General features: G+C 69.8%; 13 protein-coding genes and 1 pseudogene. 9 read left to right on the top strand and 5 right to left on the bottom strand.

The window, feature by feature from the left end:
- Nucleotides 1-3 precede the first annotated feature (3 nt).
- A complete protein-coding gene (gene cobG, locus A5680_RS02725; RefSeq protein ID WP_067815861.1) occupies nucleotides 4-1,101 on the bottom strand; it encodes a precorrin-3B synthase in 1,098 nt (365 codons plus the stop codon).
- Nucleotides 1,102-1,124: 23 nt separating this feature from the next.
- A complete protein-coding gene (locus A5680_RS02720; protein ID WP_067815858.1) occupies nucleotides 1,125-2,465 on the bottom strand; it encodes an EspA/EspE family type VII secretion system effector in 1,341 nt (446 codons plus the stop codon).
- A gap of 158 nt (nucleotides 2,466-2,623) precedes the next feature.
- Between A5680_RS02720 and A5680_RS02715 the strand changes: the two genes are divergently transcribed.
- Together A5680_RS02715 and cobN are read left to right on the top strand one after the other, a co-directional pair.
- Complete coding sequence (locus A5680_RS02715; RefSeq protein ID WP_067815856.1) at nucleotides 2,624-3,292, top strand: S9 family peptidase; 669 nt, start codon at nucleotides 2,624-2,626, stop codon at nucleotides 3,290-3,292.
- 3 nt (nucleotides 3,293-3,295) lie between these two features.
- Nucleotides 3,296-6,868 (top strand): cobaltochelatase subunit CobN, encoded by a 3,573-nt coding sequence (gene cobN, locus A5680_RS02710; RefSeq protein ID WP_067815853.1) that lies wholly within the window; start codon nucleotides 3,296-3,298, stop codon nucleotides 6,866-6,868.
- Nucleotides 6,869-6,943: 75 nt separating this feature from the next.
- On the opposite strand, the gene A5680_RS02705 is transcribed toward cobN, so the two are convergent.
- Nucleotides 6,944-7,450 (bottom strand): nitroreductase/quinone reductase family protein, encoded by a 507-nt coding sequence (locus tag A5680_RS02705; protein ID WP_231977547.1) that lies wholly within the window; start codon nucleotides 7,448-7,450, stop codon nucleotides 6,944-6,946.
- 71 nt (nucleotides 7,451-7,521) lie between these two features.
- Between A5680_RS02705 and A5680_RS02700 the strand changes: the two genes are divergently transcribed.
- Genes A5680_RS02700 through A5680_RS02690 form a run of 3 tightly spaced genes read left to right on the top strand, consistent with a single transcriptional unit; the run spans nucleotide 7,522 to nucleotide 9,328 of the window.
- Complete coding sequence (locus tag A5680_RS02700) at nucleotides 7,522-8,076, top strand: TetR/AcrR family transcriptional regulator (RefSeq protein ID WP_067815850.1); 555 nt, start codon at nucleotides 7,522-7,524, stop codon at nucleotides 8,074-8,076.
- A gap of 4 nt (nucleotides 8,077-8,080) precedes the next feature.
- Complete coding sequence (locus A5680_RS02695) at nucleotides 8,081-8,467, top strand: PPOX class F420-dependent oxidoreductase (RefSeq protein WP_067815847.1); 387 nt, start codon at nucleotides 8,081-8,083, stop codon at nucleotides 8,465-8,467.
- 6 nt (nucleotides 8,468-8,473) lie between these two features.
- Complete coding sequence (locus tag A5680_RS02690; protein ID WP_067815843.1) at nucleotides 8,474-9,328, top strand: type 1 glutamine amidotransferase domain-containing protein; 855 nt, start codon at nucleotides 8,474-8,476, stop codon at nucleotides 9,326-9,328.
- Between the two features lie 5 nt (nucleotides 9,329-9,333).
- On the opposite strand, the gene A5680_RS02685 is transcribed toward A5680_RS02690, so the two are convergent.
- Nucleotides 9,334-10,038, bottom strand: a complete 705-nt coding sequence (locus tag A5680_RS02685; protein WP_067815840.1) for a dienelactone hydrolase family protein — start codon at nucleotides 10,036-10,038, stop codon at nucleotides 9,334-9,336.
- A gap of 73 nt (nucleotides 10,039-10,111) precedes the next feature.
- Here A5680_RS02685 and A5680_RS02680 point away from each other — a divergent pair, with 73 nt between their 5' ends.
- The 3 genes and pseudogenes from A5680_RS02680 to lnt all read left to right on the top strand — a co-directional run bounded on the left by A5680_RS02680 (nucleotide 10,112) and on the right by lnt (nucleotide 15,084).
- Entirely contained in the window at nucleotides 10,112-10,648 is a 537-nt protein-coding gene (locus A5680_RS02680) for an FxsA family protein (RefSeq protein WP_067815837.1), read from the top strand.
- Nucleotides 10,649-10,746: 98 nt separating this feature from the next.
- Nucleotides 10,747-12,279, top strand: coding sequence for an amidohydrolase (locus tag A5680_RS02675; protein WP_067815932.1), 1,533 nt, complete (start codon nucleotides 10,747-10,749; stop codon nucleotides 12,277-12,279).
- Nucleotides 12,280-12,499: 220 nt separating this feature from the next.
- A pseudogene (lnt, locus tag A5680_RS02670) lies at nucleotides 12,500-15,084 on the top strand (apolipoprotein N-acyltransferase).
- 10 nt (nucleotides 15,085-15,094) lie between these two features.
- Here the strand turns inward: lnt and rbpA are convergent.
- Nucleotides 15,095-15,430 carry an RNA polymerase-binding protein RbpA gene (gene rbpA / locus A5680_RS02660; RefSeq protein WP_007170328.1) on the bottom strand — a complete coding sequence of 112 codons (336 nt, stop codon included), beginning with the start codon at nucleotides 15,428-15,430 and terminating at the stop codon, nucleotides 15,095-15,097.
- A gap of 158 nt (nucleotides 15,431-15,588) precedes the next feature.
- Between rbpA and A5680_RS02655 the strand changes: the two genes are divergently transcribed.
- A complete protein-coding gene (locus A5680_RS02655; protein WP_082459704.1) occupies nucleotides 15,589-15,948 on the top strand; it encodes a hypothetical protein in 360 nt (119 codons plus the stop codon).
- The last annotated feature ends 308 nt before the right edge of the window (nucleotides 15,949-16,256 follow it).

The following is a 16,256-nucleotide window of genomic DNA, read 5'->3' as shown; positions in this document are numbered from 1 at the left end:
CGCTCACCGTAGCGGGCGGTATCCGTCGCCGGTCGCCAGCAGCACCTCGCCGGCCAGTGGGCTGCCGCAGGCGCGCTCGCAGCCGACGAAGTGACGGTGCACTCCCGAATCCGCGTCCAGCGCCCCGGCGGCGTCGGCCCGGACATCGGCACGCGAATGCGCGCACCCGGGGCTGCCGGTGCAGGCGCTGAGATTCAGCCAGGGCGAGTTCTCGTCGAAGACCAATCCCAACGGCGCCAACACCCGCAGCGCGACGTCGGCGACGGCCTCGTCGAGATCGCAGACGAGCACCGATCGCCACGGCGTGATCACCAGCGGCGCCTCGATCGCTGCCAGGTACTCCGCGACGCGTGCCGACAGCACACCCAACGGGACCGCGGCGCCGAGCGCCACTCGGCCGTCGTTCTGGTTGATCCAGCCCACTGGCGGCCTAGTGACCGGCGGAAAGTAATTGTCGCCGAGTTCGACACCCGGCAACAGGCCTTCTATGTCGTCCAATTCCTTGACGCGCCAAGCGGTTCCGCGTGTGGTCGCGAAACGGGTCGCGATGACGACGAGCGTCTCGACCACCTCGCCTCCCGCCAGCCGGACACCGGTGTCACGGCCCGCGAGCAGCAGCGCCCAGCCGTCGGGGAACGCGTGCACGCCGACGTCGGCGCGCTGGCCCGAGACGTCGCCGCGCCCGTCGTCGAGGCTGAACCAGAACCGGCCGCCCAGCTCGACGAGGCTCGGTTCGGCGCGGATCGCCGCGTCCAGCTCGGCGACCCACGGCCGCACGTCAGCGGTTCCACCGGCCCGGCCGGAGAGCGGGGACGCGACGATGTTGCGGACCCGTTCGTGCGTCTCCGACGGCAAGAGTCCGGCCTCGGCGACCGCCTCGGCCGCGGCCGCCACATCGCTGATCCCGCGCACCTGCACGTTGCCGCGCGCGGTGAGCTCCAGCGTCGACGACCCGTATTGGCTCGCCACCCGCGACAGCGCCGCCAGTTGGGCGGCGGTCAGCGCGCCGCCGGGCAGCCGGATCCGCGCCAGCGCGCCGTCGGCCGCCCGGTGCACCTGCAGCGCACCCGGGCAGGCGTCGGTGTCACGCGATCTGGCCATCCGTCCACGGTACGGCCACGCCGTCAGCGAAGTTGCGTGCCGAGGTTCGGTTGAGGCGTCCGCTTGGTATCGCCGGCGGCCTCGACGGGTGCGCGGTCGGTGGCATCCGAGCCCGCGCCCTGGGTTTGGCCGGTGTCCGCCGGGGTCGCTTCGGTCGTTGAATTCGCCTGGCGCCGTTGCCGACCGGGTGATTGCGCCGGGTTGTTCCCCTCTCGATTCGACAGTTGCATCAATGCCGCGAGGGTTGGCATTCCGGCGGATTGTGTGTCGTCGCGTTTGGCGTCCGGGGAACTCTCGAGCGTGCCTGTCTGCGTGCGTTCGGATTCCTGCCCAGTCACCTTTGGCCGGACGGATTGCCCGCCGCCGGGCGCGGCTAGCGTCGCGGACGGGCCGTCAAGACTTTGGAATTCGGAGACCCGCGACTCGGGTGCCGCCGTCACCACGCTCTGGGCGGTCGACTCAACCGCGATTTGGGCCGCGGCCGCACCCAGGCGCTCAATCTCGGAGGTCAGATGGTCCGCCTTATTGCGGTTTTCCACCGATATGCCAGTCAAGGCGCCGAGCATGCCGAGGGCAGCAGCCATTGCAAGCGACGACGCCGCGATTGCCCAACCCACTGCCCACGCCGGTCCGCCCGGTACATACGCCAAAGCTATTCTCAGGACGACCTCAATGGCGATCGCCGCGGTAAGCAGGTTGAGCAATATCCCGAAGCCTAGGCGAAAGTGGGTGACCCATTCCGCTTGATTCGCGACGATCTCTGCCAGCTGGCCGTCCAGACCCGCCATCGTCTGCGCGATGTCTCGCAGCAACGCCACCTGGGCTGCGTAGGCGTCAGAAGCCTCTCCTTCCCAGCCCTCGCGAGGAATGGCTGATTTCAGCTGTTCGTGGAGTGCGCCCCACAGTTCCGCACCCGCTTTCAGATCGTTTCCCTCGTTAGGAGGGCCGAATCCCGTCAGCAGTTCCAAGTACCCGACAACGCTGGCCGTCCAGGGGAGGATATTTACCGCTGCGCCCGTACGGCCTTGCATAGGGTTTGCCACATTGAAACCCGGCTTGCCCCGCAAAGCGGTCTGCACCCTGTCGTTTGGGTTGTACAAATACTTGGTATGTTTCGCCCATCTCGCGTCACTGAAATTAGTTCTGACCCCTTTGTTGCGGTCGTATTGCGTGACGAAATCGGTCGCCTTATATACCCCGCCGAGAATTTGACGCGACGTAAATGAGCTTCCCAGACCGCCGGTCATGCCGGTCACGCTGGCTGCCAGGTATTCGCTGCCGCCGTCGGTGTCGGAGGTGGGCGGCGTGAGTTTGGCGTCCAGTCCGATGAACTGCGATCCGAAGTTTCCCAAGTTGGTGAGCATGCGGAGTGCATCGGCAACTATTGACATTCGGCCGTCCTCGGGTCAGCTTGTCGTTCTTGACGTTCAAACAACGCTAACACCGGCTAAGGCACGCGAGCGTCACTAATTTTTTCCGGGTCGGGGATTGGATCGGTGCCGCGCCGGGCACACTCGTCCGCATGCAGACGGTCGAATACGCGCCAGGCCGGTTGGTCGATGTCTACGGCGATCCGGCGCAGCCCACGGTCCTGTTATGGCACGGCATGCAGACGGATGCGCGCGCGTCTTTCGGGCCCCTCGCCGGCATGCTCGCCGAGCGCGGCGCGGCGGTCGTGGCGCCGGACTGGAACTCCCACGCCGAGGACGGCGGCCGCGCGGACCTGTTGGGATCGCTCGACTTCGCGCGCAAGCACGCCGCCGAACCCGACGCCATCGTGCTCGTCGGGTGGTCGATGGGAGGCGTGGCGGCGGCGGCGCTGGCCGTCAGCGGCGATGTGCAGTTGGCGCATACCGTCTGTTTGGCAGGCGCGTTCATGGTCCCCGACCCGATTTTCGGTCGGCGCGTCAGCGACGAACTCTCCCCGGAGCGTGTCGGCGCGCCGTTCACGTTGCTGCACGGCCTGGGCGACGACGTCGTACCGGTGGCGGTCAGCACGGAGTTCGCCGCCAGCCTCCAACGGGTCGGGTGGCCGGTGGAGCTGGTGGAGCTGGCCGCCGACCACGGGTCCATCGCCGGCGCCGACTACGACGCCGCGGCGGATCGCTACGAGCCGGGCAAAAGCGAGGAGGCGCTGCGGGTCGCCGAGGAGGTCGCCGCCCGGATCGCGGGGACGTTCCGGTACGAATAGGGGGTGGCTGAGCCGACCATCCTGCTGCTCTCGACGTCCGACACGGACCTGATCAGCGCCCGCTCCAGCGGAAAAAATTATCGGTGGGCCAACCCATCCCGCCTGGATGAAGCCGATCTGCCCGACCTGCTGTCCGACGCCGCGATCGTCGTGGTCCGCATCCTCGGGGGCTACCGCGCCTGGCAGAGCGGCATCGATGCGGTGATCGCCAGCGGCGTGCCGACGGTGCTGGTCAGCGGCGAGCAGGCCGCCGATGCCGAGCTGACCGGCCTGTCCACGCTCGCGGCCGGCATCGCGGTGCAGGCGCACATCTACCTCGCGCACGGCGGTGTCGAAAACCTGCGCCAGCTGCATGCCTTCCTGTCCGACACCGTGCTGATGACCGGCTTCGGGTTCGGGCCGCCCGTCGTCACCCCCACGTGGGGCGAGCTGGAGCGGCCCGCCGCCGTCGGCGACGGCCCCGCGATCGCCGTCCTGTACTACCGCGCGCAACAGCTGGCCGGCAACACCGGCTACATCGAGGCGCTGTGCCGCGCCATCGAGGACGCCGGCGGGCGGCCGTTGCCGGTGTACTGCGCGTCGCTGCGCACCGCCGAACCCGAACTGCTGCAACGACTGGGCGACGCCGACGCCATGGTGGTCACCGTCCTGGCCGCCGGGGGACTGAAACCGGCCACGGCGTCCGCCGGCGGAGACGATGACAGCTGGAACGTCGAACACCTTGCCGCCCTGGATATTCCGATCCTGCAGGGATTGTGCCTGACGAGCTCTCGGGCCCAGTGGAGCGACAACGACGACGGGCTCAGCCCGCTCGACGTGGCCACCCAGGTGGCGGTGCCCGAGTTCGACGGCCGCATCATCACCGTCCCGTTCTCGTTCAAGGAGATCGACGACGACGGGCTGATCTCCTATGTCGCCGACCCGGAACGATGCGCGCGAGTCGCGGGTCTGGCGATTCGGCACGCGCGGCTGCGCCACATCGCCGCGGCCGACAAGCGAGTGGCCCTGGTGTTCTCGGCGTACCCCACCAAACACGCGCGGATCGGCAACGCCGTCGGCCTGGACACCCCGGCGAGCGCGGTCGCGTTGCTGCGGGCGATGCGCGAGCGCGGATACCGGGTGGGCGACGTGCCCGGGGTCGACGCCGACGATGGTGACGCGCTGATCCACGCATTGATCGAGCGCGGCGGGCAGGACCCCGACTGGCTCACCGAGGGTCAACTGGCCGGCAACCCAATTCGGGTGTCCGCCAAGGACTACCGGGACTGGTTCGCCACGCTGCCCGCGGAGCTGACCGACGCGGTGACAAAGCACTGGGGCCCGCCGCCCGGGGACCTGTTCGTGGACCGCACCAATGACCCCGACGGTGAAATCGTCATTGCCGCAATGCAAGCGGGCAATCTGGTGCTGATGGTCCAGCCGCCCCGGGGTTTCGGCGAGAACCCGGTGGCGATCTATCACGACCCCGACCTGCCGCCCAGCCACCACTACCTGGCCGCCTACCACTGGCTCGACGCCGGCTTCGGTGCGCACGCCGTCGTCCACCTGGGCAAGCACGGCAACCTGGAGTGGCTGCCCGGAAAGACCCTCGGGATGTCGGCGGCCTGCGGATCCGACGCCGCGCTGGGCAACCTGCCGATGATCTACCCCTTCCTGGTCAACGACCCCGGCGAGGGCACCCAGGCCAAGAGGCGGGCGCACGCGGTGCTCGTCGACCACCTCATCCCGCCGATGGCGCGCGCCGAAACCTACGGTGACATCGCCCGGTTGGAGCAATTGCTCGACGAGCACGCCAACGTCGCGGCGCTGGACCCCGGCAAGCTGCCCGCCATCCGCCAACAGATCTGGACGCTGATCCGGGCCGCCAAGATGGACCACGATCTCGGGCTCACCGAGCGGCCCCCGGAGGACTCGTTCGACGACATGCTGCTGCACGTCGACGGTTGGCTGTGCGAGATCAAGGACGTGCAAATCCGCGACGGCCTGCACATCCTCGGGCAAAAGCCCTCGGGCGAAACCGAACTCGACCTCGTGCTGGCGATCCTGCGGGCCCGCCAACTGTTCGGCGGCGAACACGCCATTCCGGGTTTGCGGCAGGCGTTGGGCCTGGCCGAGGACGGCACCGATGAGCGTGGCGTGGTCGATCGGACGGAAGCGGCCGCCCGTGAGCTCGTCGCGGCCCTACAGGCCGGCGGCTGGGATCCCGATGCGGCCGAACGCATCACCGACAACCCCGAGGTGGCGGAAGTGCTGCGGTTCGCCGCCACCGAGGTGGTGCCCCGGCTGGCCGGCACCGCCGCCGAGATCGACCAGGTCCTCAATGCCTTGGACGGCCACTTCATCCCCGCCGGCCCGTCCGGATCGCCACTGCGCGGTCTGGTGAACGTGCTGCCCACCGGGCGCAACTTCTACTCCGTCGACCCCAAGGCGGTGCCGTCGCGGCTGGCCTGGGAAGCCGGTGTGGCCCTGGCCGATTCGCTGCTCACCCGCTACCGCGACGACCACGGGCGGTGGCCGCAATCGGTGGGGCTGTCGGTGTGGGGCACCTCGGCGATGCGCACCGCTGGCGACGACATCGCCGAAGTGCTTGCGCTGCTGGGTGTTCGGCCGGTCTGGGACGACGCGTCGCGGCGCGTCGTCGACCTCGCCGCCATTCCGCTGGCCGAACTGGGCCGCCCGCGTATCGACGTGACCGTGCGGATCTCCGGGTTCTTCCGCGATGCCTTCCCACATGTGGTGACCATGCTCGACGACGCGGTGCGGCTGGTCGCCGAACTCGACGAGCCCGCGGACGACAACTACGTGCGTGCACACGCCCAGGCCGACCTCGCCCAGCACGGCGACCAGCGGCGCTCGACGACAAGGATTTTCGGCTCCAAGCCGGGCACCTACGGCGCCGGACTGCTGCAGCTGATCGACAGCCGCAACTGGCGCGACGACGCCGATCTGGCGCAGGTGTACACCGCGTGGGGTGGCTTCGCCTACGGCCGCGACCTGGACGGTCGCGAGGCCGTCGACGACATGAACCGTCAGTACCGGCGAATCGCGGTGGCCGCCAAGAACACCGACACCCGCGAACACGACATCGCCGACTCCGACGACTATTTCCAGTACCACGGCGGCATGGTCGCCACGGTGCGGGCGTTGACCGGCCAGGCGCCGGCCGCCTACATCGGCGACAACACCAGACCCGACGCCATCCGCACTCGCACGCTGTCCGAGGAGACCACGCGGGTCTTCCGTGCCCGCGTCGTCAACCCACGCTGGATGGCCGCCATGCGCCGGCACGGCTACAAGGGCGCATTCGAGATGGCGGCCACCGTGGATTACCTGTTCGGTTACGACGCGACCGCGGGCGTGATGGCGGACTGGATGTACGAACAGCTCACCGAGCGCTACGTGCTGGATCCCGAGAACCGCAAGTTCATGGCGGAGTCCAACCCCTGGGCGCTGCATGGGATGGCCGAACGGCTGCTGGAGGCCGCCGGCCGCGGCATGTGGGCACAGCCCGACCAGGAGACCCTGGACGGGCTGCGCCAGGCCCTGCTCGAGACCGAGGGCGACCTGGAGGGCTAAGTTTCCCTGCGCGAGCAGACGCAAAATCGCATAAATAAGACCATTCCCGTGCGATTTTGCGTCTGCTCGCGGGGGTCAGTCCGTGAAGTCGATTCGGACGCTGATCGGGTCGGACTGCAGGGCGCGGAAGGTTGCGGCGACGACCGGTGACCACAGCCGCGATGTCGCGAAGGTGCGGGCCCGCTTCGCAGGATCATCGTCGGGCGCGAACCGGGCGATGCCGGAACGCCACCGGTTCCGTTGCCGGATACGCACTTTCGGGTCGGCCGCGACGTTGAGCGCCCAGCCGGAGCGTCGTCCGTGCTGGGAAATCACCCAGGCTCCTTGATCGTCGAACTTAGCGGCAACCGGAACGCGGCGGCGGTTCCCGGATTTTCGCCCGGTCGTTTCGAGCTCGGTCGCGAACGTCGTCCGGACGCCGAGCCGGCTGAGTAACGCCACCACCGGGTTGGCGACGTAACGCCCGATGAGGCGTTCCCTTCGGAATTTTCGGACGGCCTGTCGGGTCGTGATCGTGTCGTCCGCGTTGCTCGACATCGGTAGCCTCCGGTCCTCGTCGCGGTAGATCGGTCGGTCTACCATTGGCGCTAATCTAGTAGAATGATCGGTCTACCGCAAGTGAGTGAGCCGAACTGCGAAGGTGAGGAAAGTCGATGTCTGCACGGGAGCGGTTGATTGCCAGCGCGATTGCGCTCGTTCGCACCGCCGGAGTCGCCGGCGCGAGCGTCTCGGCGCTACTCGACCACTCGGGCCTGGCGCGCAGAACGCTCTACCTGAACTTCCCCGGTGGCAAACCGGAACTCGTGGAGGCGGCAACCGAAACCGCTGCCGCCGAGCTCACCGGAACCATCCAGAACTGCATGAATGACGCCGATCCCGCGCGAGCGGTGGGCGCCTTCCTGCAGAAGTGGGAAGCGATGCTGGCCGACACCGACTACACGGCCGGCTGCCCGATCGTGGCGGCGACGCTGGGCCGCGGGGAGGCGCCCGCCGCCGCCGATGCCGCGGCGGCGGCATTCAGCACGTGGGAAGGCATGCTGGCCCAGTTACTCCGCGAAGCGGGCATGGAACGGTCGGCGGCCGCCGATCTGGCCACCACCGCGGTTGCCGCCGTGGAGGGCGCGGTCATCATGTCTGTGGCGCAGCGGTCACCGAGCCCGCTGCGACGGGTGAGGCGTGTGCTCGCCGCCCAATTTGCCGTAGGTTGACAGCGTGACACCCACCTTCGCCGATCTCGCCAAGGCGCAATACATCCTGCTGACCACCTTCACCAAGGACGGCAAGCCCAAGCCGACGCCGATCTGGGCGGCCCCGGACAAGGACCGGCTCCTGGTCATCACCCAGGAAAAGTCGTGGAAGGTCAAGCGGATCCGCAACACGCCGCGGGTCACGTTGGCCACCTGCACGATGCAGGGCAAGCCGACCAGCGAGGCCGTCGAAGGCACCGCGGCCATCCTCGACAAGTCGCAGACGGCGGCGGTTTACGACGCGATCGGGCAGCGCTACGGCGTCGTGGGAAAGGTGTTCAACTTCGTCAGCAAGCTGCGCGGCGGCATGGAGAACAACGTCGGCCTCGAGTTGAAGGTGGCACAGGCCTAGGGCCTCATGGGCACCGTCCTCGTCCCCATCCCGGACCGCGACTTCGACCCCACCGAGGTCGCCGTCAGCTGGCGCGTCCTGACCCGCGACGGTCATCGGGTGGTGTTCGCCACCGAGAGCGGCACGCCGGGCTCGGCCGATGACATCATGGTGACCGGCCGCGGACTGAACGCCTGGTCCGCCCTGCCGGTGCTCGGCGCCATCCCGCTGATCGGGCTGATGCTCAGGGCCAACAGGGACGGGCGCGCCGCCTATCGAGACATGTTGGCGTCAAACGAGTTTCAGCATCCGATTGCCTGGTCCCAAGCCGGTCTCGACGGCATCGACGCGCTGTTGCTGCCCGGTGGCCATCGCGCCCGCGGAATGCGCAGCTACATAGACAGCGACATCCTGCACCGGCTCGTCGTGGACGTCTTCGCCCGCGGGCTGGTCGTGGGCGCCATCTGCCACGGTGTGCTGCTCGCCGCGCGCAGCATCGACCCCGCGACGGGCCGCTCGGTGCTCTACGGCCGCAAGACCACGGCGTTGACGTGGGCGATGGAGGGCCTGGCGTGGCGATTGACGCGGGTGACCCGATTCTGGGACCGGGACTACTACCGCACCTACACCGAGCAACCCGGCCAGGCGAATCGCTACATGTCGGTGCAGGCGGAAGTGACTCGCGCGCTTGCAGATCCAACGGATTTCCGCGACGTGGTGCGCGGTTCACCGGGCTGGCGGCGCAAGGCCTCGGGCATGGCGCGCGACACCGCGACCGATTCGCGGCCCGCATTCGTCGTCGACGACGGCAGCTACGTGTCGGCCCGTTGGCCCGGCGACACCCACACCTTTGCCGCCGCCTTGTCGCGAAAGCTCAACTGACGCAACTAGGTTGAGGCGCTCGCCAAATGTTCGCCGAAGAACGCGAAAACGCGGCGCCAGGCGTCCTCGGTGGCGGCCTCGTCATAGCCGAAACCGGTGATCCTGAGCAGTGATTGGGCGGGCAGATCGTTGGCGAAGCTGTGCCCGACGCCGGGATAGACCTTAACGTCGGCCGTGATGTTCTTTCTGGCGATGACCTCGTTCAGCTTCTCGGGCGCGCCTCGGCCCAGCGGGTCCTTCGCGCCGAAGCTGGCCACGATCGGGCACGCCCCGTCCAGCGTCTTGTCGAGGTTGCGGGGCAGGGGAGCGCCATAGAACGGTGCGGAGGCGCCGAACCCCTTGGGCGACATCACCAGTGCGAACTGGCCGCCCATGCAGAAACCCGCGATGCCGATTTGACCCGAACATTCGGGCATGGCCTTCAGGTGATCGCGGGCGGCCAGGATGTCGGAGAGGGCGCGGCCGCGCTGCGTCTGCAGCTCCTTCATCACCCGGGTGATGCAACGGATCCGGCCGCCCCGCGCGTACATGTTCGGGGTGATCGACACATAGCCGGCCTCAGCGATGCGCTTGTTCGTCGACTCTTTGTCCCGGCCGTATCCGAACGCGTCGTGAACCACCACGACACCGGGCCACGGGCCCGGGCCCGAGGGCAGGTCCAGCAGCGCGTCGATCGGTCCTTCGGGCGTGTCGATCTCAATCGTGGTCATAGCGTCATCTAACTGCAATCGACCCGGACATCACCATGGGAACTTCGACGCGGTCGGCGGACGTTGGCCAGACATGCTGTCACGGCTGTTTGTCATCTACGCCGTCGTGGAGCTGGCGGCGAGCATCGCCCTGGCTTCGGCGATCGGATGGGGCTGGACTGTGCTGGCGTTGCTGGGCGCCTTCCTGCTCGGCTGGGGCCTGATGGTGCCGATGATGGGATCGCGCGTCCTACGCCAGATCGCTCACCTGCGATCCGGCCTGGCCGCTCCCCGCACCGCGGCGAGCGACGGCGCGCTCTTCGCCCTGGCCGCACTCCTGGTGCTGGTGCCCGGGCTGGTCACCACGGCGTTGGGGCTGTTGCTGCTGGTCCGGCCCGTCCGTTCGGCCGTCGGCCCGGGACTGGCGGCGGTCGCGATGCGCGGGCTGCGGCGGCGGATGCCGTTGCTCGCGGACGCGACGCTGTTCGGCGCGGGCCCGCGCCAGGGCGGCGCCCCCGCGGGCGCCGACTACATCGACGGTGAGGTGGTGGACGTGCGGGATTTCAAACCGCCCGCCCTGCCGAACGAGCCGGTGCGCGGTGGATTCCCGGGACGGCCCGGCTGGGACTGAACATCGCCCGCCGCCCCACGTAGTTTTGCCCTGTGACTGCAACCACGCTGCTGGTCAACGGCCGGGTGCACAGCCCGACCCATCCCGACGCCACCGCCATGGCGGTGCGGGACGGCGTCGTGGCGTGGCTGGGCAGCGATGACATCGGCCGCAGCCTGTTCCCGGCGGCGGACATCGAGGACCTGGACGGCGGTTTCGTGGCGCCCGGCTTCGTCGACAGCCACATCCACCTGACCGCCACCGGCCTGACGCTGAGCGGGCTGGACCTGCGCACGGCGGGGTCGCGCGCGCAGTGCATCCAGATGGTCGCCGACTACGCGGTCGCCCACCCCGGCCGGCCGGTGTGGGGACACGGGTGGGACGAATCGTCGTGGCCGGAGAACGCCGCGCCCGCGACCGCCGACCTGGACGCTGTCCTCGGGGACCGGCCCGCCTATTTGTCCAGGGTGGACGTCCACTCCGCGCTGGCCTCGACCGGACTGCGCCGGCTGGCCGCCGACCTGCCGGCGGCGCCGGGCTTCAGCCCCGACGGTCCGCTCAGCGGCGACGCCCATCACCTGGTCCGCGCCGTCGCGCGCGGCCTGCTGGCCCCCGAGCAACTCGCGGAGGCCCGTGGGGCCGCCCTGCGGGCGGCCGCGGCGGCCGGCGTCGTCGCGGTGCACGAATGCGCCGGACCCGAGATCGGCGGGCTGGACGACTGGCTGCAGCTGCGGGCGCTGGAGCACGGCGTCGAGGTGACCGGCTATTGGGGCGAGGCGGTGACCACCCCCGAGCGGGCGCGCGCGCTCATCGAGGAGACCGGCGCCCGCGGGCTGGCCGGCGACCTCTTCGTCGACGGCGCACTCGGGTCGCGCACCGCCTGGCTGCACGAGCCGTACGCCGACGCCGAGGACCGGCGCGGCACCTGCTACCTCGACCCCGACCTCATCGAGGCGCACGTGCGGGCGTGCACCGAGGCGCGGGTGACCGCGGGCTTTCATGTCATCGGCGACGCCGCCGTCACGGCGGTGGTCGCGGCCTTCGAACGGGTCGTCGCGCGGCTCGGGTCGGTGGCCGTCGCCCGGTGCGGGCACCGCGTCGAGCACCTCGAGATGGTGACCGCCGAGCAGGCCAACCGCCTGGGGCAGTGGGGCGTCATCGCGAGCGTGCAGCCCAACTTCGACGCGCTGTGGGGCGGCGCCGACGGCATGTACGCGCGGCGTCTGGGCGCCGAGCGAGGCAGTCAGCTCAACCCGCTCGCGCTGTTAGCATCCCAAGGCGTGCCCCTCGCGCTAGGTACCGACGCACCGGTAACGGGCCTAGACCCGTGGGCGAGCGTGCGCGCGGCGGTCAACCATCACACCCCCGGCAGCGCGGTGTCCGCGCGGGCCGCCTTCGCCGCCGCGACCCGCGGCGGCTGGCGGGCCGGCGGGGTGCACGACGGCAGGACCGGGACCCTGGTGCCCGGCGCGCCGGCCTCCTACGCCGTCTGGGACGCCGGGGCCCTGGACGTCCACGCGCCCCGCGACGCCGTTCAGCGCTGGTCGACCGACCCGCGCGCCCGGGTGCCGGCCCTGCCCCGCCTGGGCCCGACCGACGCCTTGCCGCGGTGCCGGCGGACCGTGCATCGGGGCGCTGTCATCCATGGCTAGGGACGACGACCCCGTGGACGATCTCGGCGCAACTCGCGATAGCGACCCGATCAGCGACGAAGCGGAATCGGAACGCGACGACGAGCCCGCCGCCGTCGAGCCCCGGCCCGAAACCGACACTTCCGACGCCGGAGCCCGGCCGACCGCGGCCCGTCTGCAAGCCGTGCCGGGCCGGCTGGGCGGGGCGGTGCTCGCGCGGCTGCCCGCCGTCCGGGCCGCCATGCGGCCGCGGCTGGCCCGGCTGGGGTGCGCCACCGCGGGCGGTGTGCTGCTGTTCACCAGCTTCCCCTCCCTGAACTGGTGGTGGGCCGCGGTCGTCGCGTCCGCGCTGCTGGCCTGGGTGCTCAAACACCCCGCGACCACGCCGGCGGGCGGTCTGGGCTACGGGTTCTTGTTCGGGCTCGCCTTCTATCTGCCGCTGCTGCCCTGGATCAGCACCCTCGTCGGCGCCGTGCCCTGGGCGGTGTTGGCGATGACATGCGCGCTGTTCCCCGCCCTGTTCGGGCTGTGCGCCGTGCTGGTGCGCGGGTTGCCGGGCTGGCCCGTCTGGTTCGCCCTGGTGTGGACCGCCCAGGAGTGGCTGAAATCCACCCTGCCGTTCGGCGGCTTCCCTTGGGGCGTGGTGGCATTCGGCCAGGCCCAGGGCCCCTTCCTGCCGCTGGCAAAGCTTGGCGGCGCCGCGCTGCTCTCCCTGGCGATCGTGCTGATCGGCTTCAGCGCGACCGCCATCGCAATCGAGATCGTGAAGTGGTGGCACGCGGGCCGGCGGGCGCGAAGCGGCGAAGAACCGCCGAACGCCGATGCGGCACCGCCGGCGGTGGTCCTGCCGGGCGTCTGCATATGCCTGATGTTGTTCGCGTCGGTCATCGTCTGGCCGCAGGTGCGGCACGCGGGCACCGGGTCGGGCGGCGAGCCCTCGGTCACCGTCGCGGCGGTGCAGGGCAATGTGCCGCGACTGGGCCTCGACTTCAACGCGCAACGCCGGGCGGTGCTCGACAACCACGTCCACGAGACGCTGCGGCTGGCGGAGGACGTGCGCTCCGGGCAGGCGCCGCAGCCGCAATTCGTCATCTGGCCGGAAGACTCGTCGGACATCGATCCGCTGGCCAACGTCGACGCCGCGCTGGAGATATCGCAGGCTGCGACCGCGATCGGCGCCCCGATCCTGATCGGCACGGTGTCCGAAGTGCCGGGCAGCCCACCGGACAACCCGCAATACACCAACACGATGATCGTGTGGAACCCGTCGACCGGCCCCGCGGACCGGCACGACAAGGAGATCGTGCAACCGTTCGGCGAATACCTGCCGATGCCCTGGCTGTTTCGGCATCTCTCCGGCTATGCCAACCGCGCCGGGAACATGGTGCCCCGGCCGGGCAGCGACGTCGTGCACATCGCCGGGGTGCCGGTCGGGGTGGCCACCTGCTGGGAAGTGATCTTCGACCGGGTCCCGCGCAAGGCGGTGCTCAACGGTGCCCAGTTGCTGGCCGTGCCGAGCAACAACGCCACCTTCAACAAGACGATGAGCGAACAGCAGCTGGGATTCGCCAAGGTGCGCGCGGTCGAGCACGACCGATACGTGGTGGTCGCCGGCACCACGGGGATCAGCGCGGTGATCGCGCCGGACGGCGCCGAACTGGTGCGCACGGACTTCTTCCAGCCCGACTACCTGGACATCCAGGTGCGGCTGAAGACCAAACTGACGCCGGCGACGCGGTGGGGCCCGCTGCTGCAGTGGCTCCTGGTCGCGGCGGCCGGAGCGGCCATCCTGGCCGGGATACGGCACAATAGATGGTTCCCGCGTCCCATTCGTCAGAGGTCCGAGGCCCCGGACGAATCCCCGAACGGCGGTGCGCCCGCGGGCGACAGCCCGCCCGACGAGGCCGACTCAGCCAGTCCGCCCGAGGAGGGCGGGGACCAGACGCCGCCGGACACCGACGGTGACTACACTCCGCCCCACGAGGGCGGCCGACGACCGTCGCGCCATTCCGGCCGACACAGAGGAGCTACATGACCACCGGCCAGCCGGCGCCCCGGGTCCCGGGGAGCCGTCCCAGCGAACGCGTCCTGGTGATCATCCCCACCTACAACGAGCGGGAGAACCTGCCGGTGATCCACCGGCGGCTGAAGGACGCCTGCCCCCACGTGCACCTGCTCATCGTCGACGACAGCAGCCCCGACGGCACGGGCGAGCTCGCCGAGGAACTTGCGGCCGCCGATGCCGGTCGCACCCACGTGATGCACCGCACCGCCAAGGACGGGCTGGGCGCCGCCTACCTGGCGGGCTTCGCCTGGGGGCTGAGCCGCGACTACTCGGTGCTGGTCGAAATGGACGCCGACGGCAGCCACGCCCCCGAGCAGCTGCACCTGCTGCTGGACGCCGTCGACGCCGGAGCCGATCTGGCCATCGGTTCCCGCTACGTGGAGGGCGGGGCGGTGCGAAATTGGCCGTGGCGGCGCTGGGCGCTGTCGTGGACGGCCAACACCTATGCGCGGCTCGCGCTGGGTATCGGTGTGCATGACATCACCGCCGGTTACCGCGCCTACCGCCGCGAGGTCCTCGAGGCGATCGGGCTCGAAGCGGTCGATTCCAAGGGCTACTGCTTCCAGATCGACCTGACCTGGCGCACCGTCTGCGGCGGGTTCGTCATCACCGAGGTGCCCATCACCTTCACCGAACGCGAGCTCGGCGTCTCCAAGATGAGCGGATCCAACATCCGCGAGGCGCTGGTCAAGGTGACCCGCTGGGGCATCGAGGGCCGCAGGACCCGCGCCGGCAGCCAGCGCGCCGACAACCGCACCTAAGCGGCCGGGCTCAGCCCCGGCGGCGGGTGCGGATGATTTCGAGCCGCTCCTTGAGCAGCTCTTCGAGTTCTTCGACGCTGCGACGCTCGAGCAACATGTCCCAGTGCGTGCGCGGCGGCTTCACCTTCTTGGGCTCGGGCAGGTCGCCCTCGATCAGGGTGCCTTCCATGCCGTTGCGGCACAGCCAGGTGCCGGGGATCTCGGCGTCGTCGGCGAAGGGGACCTCGAACTCCTCGCCGTTCTCGGTGCGGTACCGCGCGATCTGGCGCGGCGCGAGGTCGTGGTTGCGGTCGGTCTCGTAGCTCACGGCTCCGAGGCGACTGCCCCTAAGAACGCGATCAGCCATGTTGCTACTCCTCTGGGTCCTCTGAGCTGTCGGGCAAGTATGTCCGTTCGGCAAACGTTGCGGCGCTCCGCGTAGTTCCCGCGATGGGCCGCCGGCGTACGCGACGCGGCCTTCAATGATACCGGGATCGCCGCGCAATCCCGATAAAGTCGGCAGGCGTGAGCCGTCGCACCCACCCGCAGCCGTGCCGCTGGTGCGGTCGAGACGTGTCCGACGCCGGGATGGGACGGCGCCGCCAGTACTGCCGGCAGTCGTGCCGGCAGCGGGCATACGAACAGCGCGCCTCGCTGACGCGGGGCGGCGGCGGAGCCGGCCTGGCGCTACCCGCCGACGCGATCGTGCTGTCGGCCGACGACGCGGCCGACCTGTCGGACCGGGTCTACCAGGTGCGGTGCGCCGCGGAAGACGTCGCCACCGCCCTGGAAGAGGGGGCTCCAGCGACCGAACTGCGAGAATTGTGCGACGTGCTGATCAGCGCCGCCCGGGCCGCCGACGGCTGGCGCCGGGCGGGTGTCTGACCGCTCTGACCACCAGCGATGCTCAGCCGGGTACAGTCGCGCCATGGACGGCGCGTCAGTTGTACCGCGGTGCACTCGGGTCCGGGCAGGCCACGAGACCCGCGGGCGCAGCGGCGCGTCGCGCGCGCCAAAGACGGTCCTCCTGTAGCAGCCGGGAGCATCGGACGTTTTGAAATCCCGTCGGAGTTGGCCATACTCACCAGCGACATTCTTGGGCCGGAGAGCAGCACGACTTCGCATCGTGCAGCAATTTCCGTGACTCGGCGAGAGTCGCATCGGGGCAGCTGACGGCCAAGTTAGGCGAGAGG

The sequence above is a fragment of the Mycobacterium sp. E2989 genome (assembly GCF_001667595.1).
GTDB lineage: Bacteria > Actinomycetota > Actinomycetes > Mycobacteriales > Mycobacteriaceae > Mycobacterium.
This window is presented reverse-complemented; position numbering and strand designations above follow the sequence as displayed.

What these genes read in the sequence shown, in the direction of transcription:
- cobG (WP_067815861.1), bottom strand. Translation starts at nt 1,101, where the DNA reads ATGGCCAGATCGCGTGACACCGACGCCTGCCCGGGTGCGCTGCAGGTG.
- A5680_RS02720 (WP_067815858.1), bottom strand. Translation starts at nt 2,465, where the DNA reads ATGCTCACCAACTTGGGAAACTTCGGATCGCAGTTCATCGGACTGGAC.
- A5680_RS02715 (WP_067815856.1), top strand. Translation starts at nt 2,624, where the DNA reads ATGCAGACGGTCGAATACGCGCCAGGCCGGTTGGTCGATGTCTACGGC.
- A5680_RS02705 (WP_231977547.1), bottom strand. Translation starts at nt 7,450, where the DNA reads ATGGTAGACCGACCGATCTACCGCGACGAGGACCGGAGGCTACCGATG.
- A5680_RS02700 (WP_067815850.1), top strand. Translation starts at nt 7,522, where the DNA reads ATGTCTGCACGGGAGCGGTTGATTGCCAGCGCGATTGCGCTCGTTCGC.
- A5680_RS02690 (WP_067815843.1), top strand. Translation starts at nt 8,474, where the DNA reads ATGGGCACCGTCCTCGTCCCCATCCCGGACCGCGACTTCGACCCCACC.
- A5680_RS02685 (WP_067815840.1), bottom strand. Translation starts at nt 10,038, where the DNA reads ATGACCACGATTGAGATCGACACGCCCGAAGGACCGATCGACGCGCTG.
- A5680_RS02680 (WP_067815837.1), top strand. Translation starts at nt 10,112, where the DNA reads ATGCTGTCACGGCTGTTTGTCATCTACGCCGTCGTGGAGCTGGCGGCG.
- A5680_RS02675 (WP_067815932.1), top strand. Translation starts at nt 10,747, where the DNA reads ATGGCGGTGCGGGACGGCGTCGTGGCGTGGCTGGGCAGCGATGACATC.
- rbpA (WP_007170328.1), bottom strand. Translation starts at nt 15,430, where the DNA reads ATGGCTGATCGCGTTCTTAGGGGCAGTCGCCTCGGAGCCGTGAGCTAC.